This is a genomic window from Bartonella sp. AD328YNZD, assembly GCF_042196425.1.
The window spans coordinates 1-3,295 of sequence record NZ_JBHIQG010000267.1 but is presented as its reverse complement, the minus strand read 5'-3'; the positions used below and the strand labels follow the sequence as shown (position 1 = coordinate 3,295).

At 40.8% G+C, this 3,295-nt stretch carries 4 protein-coding genes; 1 reads left to right on the top strand and 3 read right to left on the bottom strand.

Features of this window, described 5'->3' with window-relative positions:
• Positions 1-446 precede the first annotated feature (446 nt).
• From ACFIO3_RS10395 to ACFIO3_RS10385, 3 genes are all read right to left on the bottom strand, one after another.
• The gene (locus tag ACFIO3_RS10395) at positions 447-635 is read right to left on the bottom strand and encodes a hypothetical protein (RefSeq protein ID WP_375607058.1); all 189 of its coding nucleotides are present in this window, start codon (positions 633-635) and stop codon (positions 447-449) included.
• Between the two features lie 2 nt (positions 636-637).
• The gene (locus tag ACFIO3_RS10390; protein WP_375607059.1) at positions 638-1,027 is read right to left on the bottom strand and encodes a hypothetical protein; all 390 of its coding nucleotides are present in this window, start codon (positions 1,025-1,027) and stop codon (positions 638-640) included.
• Positions 1,028-1,339: 312 nt separating this feature from the next.
• Complete coding sequence (locus tag ACFIO3_RS10385; RefSeq protein ID WP_375607060.1) at positions 1,340-1,657, bottom strand: XRE family transcriptional regulator; 318 nt, start codon at positions 1,655-1,657, stop codon at positions 1,340-1,342.
• 413 nt (positions 1,658-2,070) lie between these two features.
• Between ACFIO3_RS10385 and ACFIO3_RS10380 the strand changes: the two genes are divergently transcribed.
• Positions 2,071-3,141: a YdaU family protein gene (locus ACFIO3_RS10380; RefSeq protein WP_375607061.1), complete on the top strand. Its 1,071-nt coding sequence runs from the start codon at positions 2,071-2,073 to the stop codon at positions 3,139-3,141.
• The last annotated feature ends 154 nt before the right edge of the window (positions 3,142-3,295 follow it).

Here is a 3,295-nt window from a genome sequence, read left to right as displayed (position 1 = left end):
CTCAACACAAAAACGGTCAGAACCGCGCCCCCATAGCGCCTTCCTCTTCTTCCCCCTCAAACACCTTCCCCCATTTCCCAGCATGCTTTCACATTCATGTCCAAGCTCTTTGCACTCCCTGCGCTCAAAGCTCTCTGCTTTCCCCCCTCCCTCAACACTCTACTCTTTCCCCTACACAAAGCTTTTTTTAAAGATTGACATCTCCTCAACGCTATACGGCTGCCCCCCTTTTCCACACCTCATATCTCCCCTCCAGCATATGCCTTGCATACGCTTCAAGCTCCCCCCCATTCGTTCTCCCCACAAGTTTCTCATCCCCTCCTTTTCCATATCAGCTAAGTCCCTCCCAAGCAGCGGCCTCCCTAGACGAAAGCATAACGCGCACCATTGTCACCGCAATGAAAAAGCACTTTGGCCCATCATTGCGGCTTCTTTTTTCAACCCTGCTATTGCACGACGGAAAAATCATAGCGGAGATATTCTTCCGCCAATTTTTTTGCCATAGACAGCGCCGCTTCTTGTGAGATAAAAAGAAGAGCGTCGTGTTTTTGTGGTTCGAGTCTGATTAAATTTCGCATATTTCCAGCATAATAAAGTGGAATCCCTCGATAAGAAGTCTTGAGATAACTTGTCATGTTTACCACCAATAATCTGTCAAGACATCACATGGGCGTAAACGATGCTGTTTTTCATAAGAGCCATAGAGATTATCTTCATAATCGCACGCCGCTCTTTCATTTAAAAAAGCATGATACGCTTCACTATTCAAAATGAAGGGCTGCAATTGTGTATTTTCTTCATTTATTTCATGATTTTCGACATAAAAATCAGCGATTTGTTCCGTAACATCTTCAGCATAAGAAGTTGTCAGATCGAGTCGTAAAACTCTATAAACAGTTTCATATTCTTCAATCAGTTCGAGCACCTCTTCGATTTCGTCGATTGGTCCTTCATAAGTACAAGGATTTTCCTCTTCGCATAAAACGACAATGATTTCATCCTCTTTAACGAATGAAATATTTTTCATGATTTCCCCCTTTAGATAGTTGATAAAGCATAGCCTTGTCTTGACAAGACTAAATATAGCGTTAGTCTTATATCCTCTATAGGAGAGATGTCAATCATTTTATCCTTCATAAAAGATATATTTTAAATATCTACGGGGTTCAAATGACATATGTAAAGAAAAATCTATTATTCTTTGTTCCTCTCATGCCCCTTTGTTGTTCTCTATTTGTTCTTACAAAATTGCAATTATAAACACACAGGAGAGATAAAATGAGTGACATAATATTAATAAAATACTGGAGTCGCCTTGACACAAAAGCACAGAAAGAAGTTATTTTGAAGCTTCGTCAATTGGCCGCCGCAAAAGAGTCAAAATCGCCTGTCTCTCTTGCGGAGAGAGTTTCGAAATAAGCTCTATAAATTCTTTATCTTCAGGGCTAGCCCCTTTCCCGTAAAGAATATAATTCATACTGATATTAATTTCGTGACAAATTCGCGAGAGAGATTCGATTGTTGGTTCTTTTCCTTCAGAAAGAATAGAATGAAGGTACCCCGCGCCTTTACCGGCAGAGAGAGAGATAGATCTTTTTGACCGCCCACTTTTTTCCAAAGCGGTCTTTAATCTTTGACGCCAACCATCGATATTCATAATTTCACCATATAGCGCGTCTTTTTAAAAAAACACGTCCTTTTTATAAAACGGGCTTGCATTATCCTCTAAAAAGGATAAAATTAAGGAAACAAATTTTACTTTTTAGGGGGAATTTTCTATTTTTAGCTCATAAAAACACTTTAACCACCCTACCGGATATAAAAGACCACCTCCAAAGCTTCTGCCCAAAAGAAAGTACGTTGAGAATGTGTGGTATTCTTTATTTTTTCCATCACCGCAATCTTAAATCGTAAGTTTGCATGCGCTTCAAGCACAGCCAATCATTTATAAGCATCGTAAAGAAGCCTCTCGTCATCATCGAACAGAGCCAAAAGCAACACAAGTTAAATCCTTATTTGAGCTTTTATCATCAATAAAAATGTATAAAAAAGAAGAAAGTAGATTGCAGTATGAAACACGCTAATCAACAAGAAACTCCTCATTATGAATCGTCTAGGCTTCCATATGTTTGTTGGTATCAAAATGACTTTCTAGGAGGTGTACGTGGGATGCGCGCACACGAAATTGGAATCTATACGATTCTTCTCAATGAAATGTATGCCCGTGGCCGACCTTTAGAAATATCGAAAGAACGTTTAGCGCGTCTTTGTGGTTGTGACAAGCGAACTTTTGTTAATGTTTTAGAGATGCTCATCCAAGAGGGTAAGATTTTAAATTTAGCCAATGGATTATGGAATAAGCGTTGCGAAAATGTTTTTCAAGAGCGTGAAAAATTGCTTGAACAAAAATCCTTTGCGGGTCGTTCTTCGGCAAAAAAACGCAAGAAAATCAATGTAGAGATGCAACAACTGCTTAACGAAAGTACAAAAGATGTTGCACAAAGCTCAAAAGCTCAAAAGGCAGAAGAAAAGGAAACACCTTACGGTGTTTTAGAAAAGAAAATTTTGTTTGATGAGACAGAACCTTGTTTTTCCTGCGAAGAGAGTTTTGAACAAAGCGATCATCCATCACCCTTATCGGCTCTTGATTCACCTCTCCCTTCTCCTCCACAAGAAGAAGCGGAGCAAAAAAACGCCTCCCCTTTAAACGCTCCCCAAGCGGAGTTCACTCCCGCCCCTATCGCGCAAATTGTCACGGGGGAAAAGACAAAATCCGCCACCACTCTTCCCCTCAGCAATCTTCCTTCCTCCATTCCTTCTTCTTCCAACAAAAAAACCACAGCCTCAGTTGCCAAAGGGTACCGTCTTCCTGAGCATTGGCAAGCAGACATCAAGGCGGCAGTTTCAGAAGGCTTGAGTGAAAGCCAAGCTCTTTGGCAAGCCAAAAAATTTCGCGACTATTGGAAAGCCAAGAGCGGCAAAGAAGCTCTCAAAGTAGACTGGCAAGCCACATGGCGCAACTGGTTTCGCCGTGAGATCGAACGGCAAGAACAGCAAAAACAGGGAAGCTCCTCATCTTTTACCTCTGAGAACAACGACACGCTTTACCGCAGTTTGATCAACTATAGCGACAATTTTTGACATCACAAAAACAACGTATTTTTCAAGCACGCGCAGGAATAAAAACGTTTCAAAACCACAATAGCATCGGACAAAATAACACAAAACAAAGGGCGGCAAAACAACACTTGGATAAGCTCTTCACACCGTAAAACGCGTCAACATCGACCATTTT